This is a genomic window from Thauera sp. 27 (assembly GCF_000310125.2).
Classification (GTDB): domain Bacteria; phylum Pseudomonadota; class Gammaproteobacteria; order Burkholderiales; family Rhodocyclaceae; genus Thauera; species Thauera mechernichensis.
In genome coordinates, this window is sequence record NZ_AMXB01000083.1 from 1 (window position 1) to 4,326 (window position 4,326).

General features: G+C 68.7%; 2 protein-coding genes. Both read right to left on the reverse strand.

Annotation, left to right across the window (positions count from 1 at the left end):
• Positions 1-99: 99 nt before the first annotated feature.
• On the reverse strand, positions 100-1,974 hold the full coding sequence (locus tag B447_RS21405) for a methyl-accepting chemotaxis protein (protein ID WP_004249017.1): 1,875 nt from the start codon (positions 1,972-1,974) through the stop codon (positions 100-102).
• 246 nt (positions 1,975-2,220) lie between these two features.
• Positions 2,221-4,047: a bifunctional metallophosphatase/5'-nucleotidase gene (locus B447_RS21410; protein WP_004249019.1), complete on the reverse strand. Its 1,827-nt coding sequence runs from the start codon at positions 4,045-4,047 to the stop codon at positions 2,221-2,223.
• Positions 4,048-4,326: the final 279 nt, after the last annotated feature.

A 4,326-nucleotide genomic window follows, 5' to 3' on the forward strand; every position in this document is an offset into this window, starting at 1 on the left:
CGACGGGGCCCATCGCAGCCGCCCGGAAAGGCTCGCGGCTGGCGCCGCTCCTACAGGACGCCGATGCTCGTGCGGGGGTGTTGCTGCGGTTGGGGGGCGTCAGGTGTGGAAGCGGCCGAGGACGGTGTCGGTGCGTTGGGCGGTTTCGGAGAGCTGGTGCAGGGTTTCGCGGATGGCCTGGATGGCGATGTCGGTTTCGCTGACGCGGCTGCTGATGCCTTCGGTGCTTTGCGCCATGGCGGTGGTGGCGCTGCGCTGTTCGGCGATGGTGAGGGCGATTTCGGACATGCGCTCGGAGACGTTGGCGATCTTGCCGCGGATCTCCTCGACCAGGCGGCTGGCTTCTTCGCTGCGGTCGACGCTGTGCTCGACCGAGCTGACGGTGTTGTGCATGCGCTGAACCGCGCCGTCGGTCTCGTTGCGGATGATGCCCAGCTTCTGCGAGATCTCGAGCGTGGCGATGCCGGTGCGGTCGGCGAGCTTGCGCACTTCGTCGGCGACCACGGCAAAGCCGCGCCCCTGCTCGCCGGCGCGGGCGGCTTCGATGGCGGCGTTGAGTGCGAGCAGGTTGGTCTGGTCGGCGATCTCGCGGATGACGTTGACGATGCCTTCGATCTCGGTCGAGCGCCGCGCCAGGCCTTCGAGTACGCCGGCCATGTCCTTGACCTGGCCGGCCGAGGTGGCGATTTCGCCTGCGATGGCCATGACCTGGCCCACCGTTTGCTGGGTGAGCTTGCCGGTTTCGGCGGCGAGCTTTTCGGCGTCGGCGGTGTTGTCGGCGATGTGGGCGATGCTGACGGTGATCTCTTCGACGGTGGCGGCGTTGCTGGCGGAGATGTCGGAGAGGCCTTCCGACTCCTTGGCGACGCTGTCGACGCGGTCGTTGAGCTCCTTGACGCCGGCGACGAGGCGGGTGGCGTCGGCGTTCAGGGCATTGAAGGTGGTGCGCAGGCCGGTCATGAATTCATTGAAGGCGGAGGCGGTTTCGCCGACTTCGTTGTTGCCGTCGACCGAGATGCGCCGGGTGAGATCGCCGCCGCCACCGGCGATCGAGCGCATGGCGTCGCGGATCTTGGACAGGCCGCCGAGGATGCGCTGCAGCACCACGATGGCGATGCCGCCGAGAACGAGGGCGACGGCGATGACGATGCCCACGCTCTTGGCCAGCAGCGCGCCGAGCGGTTCGGCGACCACGGCGCGGTCGATGACGAGGACGAGCGACCAGTCGGTGCCGCTGACCGGTTGCCAGGTGACATAGCTGTCCTGGCCGCCCACGGCGGCTTCGATGGGAGCGGCCGGCGCGCTCGCCAGGCGTGCGGTGTTGGCGGCGAGTGCGGACGAGACCTCGCTGATGTTCTTGAGCGCGAGCTTGGCGTCGGGGTGGGCGATGATGGTGCCGTCGTGCGCCACGAGCATGGCGTAGCCGCCCTGCAGCCGCACCGAGAGGACGTTGTCGACCACGTTGCGGATGGAGACGTCGGCGGCGACGACGGCGGCGACGCTGCTGCCGCTGCGCACGGGTGTGGCAAAGCTGATGATGAGGTCGCCGGTGGAGGCGTCGGCGTAGGGGGCGGTGAGGATGGTGCCGCCCTTGGCGACGGCGCCCTGGTACCAGGGCCGTGCGGTGGGGTCGTAGGTGGGCGGCAGGTTCTGCGGCGTCGAGAACACCGTGCGCTTGTCGGGGTAGCCCGCATAGACCAGGTCCAGCGCGAGGCCTTCGGCGGCACGCTGGAAGAAGGTGAGGGCGTCGGGGTCGACGGCAATGGGGACGAGCGCTTCGATCATGCGCCGGCGGGTGTCCACCCATTCGGCGATCCGCCCGGCGTAGCTGTTTGCCGCGAGCCGGGTGGATTCTTCCATGGCTCCGACGAGTTGGCCGCGCAGCTGGAAGAAGGAGGCCGTGGAGAGTACCGCTGCGGTGAGCGCGATCACCGTCAGCAGCAGGCCCACAATCATGAACTTGATCGAACGCATGATGGCTCCGGAATGCTGTCAGGTTGGTCCCGCGCGCTGGGTGCCCCTGGGTGCCGAAGTTGAACGCGCAGCAGGTGGATGATGCTCCAATTTATCGTCTGCAGAAGTGCCATCTTTAGCGATATAAGGGAAATTCCTTAGCAGCAAGCGTGGGGGGAGTGCAGGCGTGCGGGCGTACGGCATGGGGCCGGCCCCGTGGTCGAGGTCCGGCCCCATGCGGTGCTGCGGGCTGAGCGAGGCCTGCGCTCAGGGGGTGTCGATGAACACCTGGGTGCTGAAGTCTGCCGTGGCCGGGCGGGCGAGCACGGGGTTGTCCAGCGCGTAGCGCAGGAAGGCGTCGGCGTAGGCGAGGAAGGTGTCGGTGCGACGCTCGCCGCTGATGGTGCCCAGCGTGGTGTAGCCGTCCTGGCCGTCGGCGATGAAGTCGTTGGTGATCACCCGGTAGCGGGCGCTGTCGTCGAGCGCGACCCAGCTGCCGCCAGCGTTGCGGTGCTCCAGGGCGCTGATGCGGCCGCCGCGCGGCTGGCGCAGGTCGACCTGCCAGCGCAGCGCGCCGGCGTAGGGGTAGGAGCCGGTGTTGCCGGCGACCACGCTCTGCATGGCGTCTTCGAGCGCGGCGCGGATCTCGGCGCCGCTCATGTCGAGTGCGACCAGCGTGTTCTTGAACGGCAGCACGGTGTAGATGTTGCCCACCGTGACCGTGCCCATGGCGAGGTCGACGCGCACGCCACCGCCGTTCTGCAGCGAAATGTCGGCGCCGCCAAAGCGCTGGCCCTGGCGCAGGAAGGCTTCGGCGACGAGTTGCTGGACGTCGCCGCCGTGGGCGATGACATGGGGGTCGTCGTTGCAGCCGGCGAGGCGCGAGCGCGAGCCGTCGCGGGCGGTGCCGGGCACGCGGCGCAGGCAGAGGTTGGTTTGCGCGTTGGCGACGGGCTCGGCGCCGAAGTCGGTCACCTGGCGGGTGTAGTCGGCGAGCACGCTGGCAGCCTGGGCGTTGGGCGCGGTGACGCGCAGCGCGGGCTGGCGGGCGAGGTCGGCCTGGGCGAAGGTGAGGGCGTCGCCGCTGAGCGTGCCCAGCGTGCTGCCGATGAGGACATGGGGCTGGCCGCCGCAGGACTTGACCTTGCCGCGGCCGTCGAAGACGACCTCCAGCTCGCCGACGACGGCGCTGTACTGCCAGGCCTGGGCGATGCAGACGGTGTTGCCGTCCTTGTCGGCAGCGACCGTGGGGTAGGCGCCGACCGGCGACAGGCCGTAGTTGCGCAGGCTGTCGTCGCCGAGCAGGCTGTGCGAGTCGCCGCCGACGATGACGTCGACGCCCGACAGCTGCGCAGCCAGGGCCTGGTCCTGTGCATAGCCCATGTGGGTGAGCAGCACGATCTTGTCGATGCCTTGCGCGTGCAGGCGGTCGATCTCGCGCTGGGCGGCCTCGCGTTCGTCGAGCAGGCGGGTGCCGGGGTCGGGGCGCGATGCGTTCTGGGTCTTGTCGGCGATGGTGAGGCCGATGATGCCGATGCGCTCGCCGCCACGCTCGATCACCACGGCGGGGCGTACGCCGTCGCTGCCGATCGGCGAGCCCGCGCGCAGCGACAGGTTGGCCGACAGCAGCGGCGTGCGGCAGGTGGGGCTCGCCCACAGGTCGTCGATGAAGCTGCGCAGACCGGCATCACCCGCGTCGAATTCGTGGTTGCCCACTGCCATGGCGTCGAAGCACACCTCGTTCATCAGGTCGGCATCGGACTTGCCTTCGGTGAGGGTGTAGTAGAGCGTGCCGGTAATGGCATCACCCGCGTGCAGCTTGAGGACATTGCCGTGGCGCGTGGCCAGCTCGTCGATCGCCGTCACCACGCGCGGAAAACCGCCCATGCCGACGCTGACGTTACTGCGCGTGCCGCTGGCGTCGGTGGCCAGGCGCAGCGTGGCGCTGGCTTCGTCGAGATTGGAGTGGTGGTCGTTGATGTGCAGGATTGCGAGCGGGAAGTCGGGCTTGGGTGTATCCGAATCGCTGATGCAACCTGCAAGCGCAAGCGCGCCCGCGAGGACGGCAACGGCCGGGATGACGGCGTGATTCATGAGGGACCTCGAATGGACAGGGAATGACACCCGGCAGTGTCCCTGCGTGATATGAAGTGCCTGTTAAAGCCAGCCCCAACGCCCCCTCGCAACGCGCGTTGGGTTTGCCGTAGGAGCGGCGCCAGCCGCGAGCTTTTAATCGACCGCCCACCGAACCCCGTCGCCTTCAAACCCTCGCGGCTCGCGCCGCTCCTACAGGGGGCGACGCGCGTTGGGTTTGCTGTAGGAGCGGCGCCAGCCGCGAGCTTTTAATCGCCCGCCCACCCACCCCTGATGTTC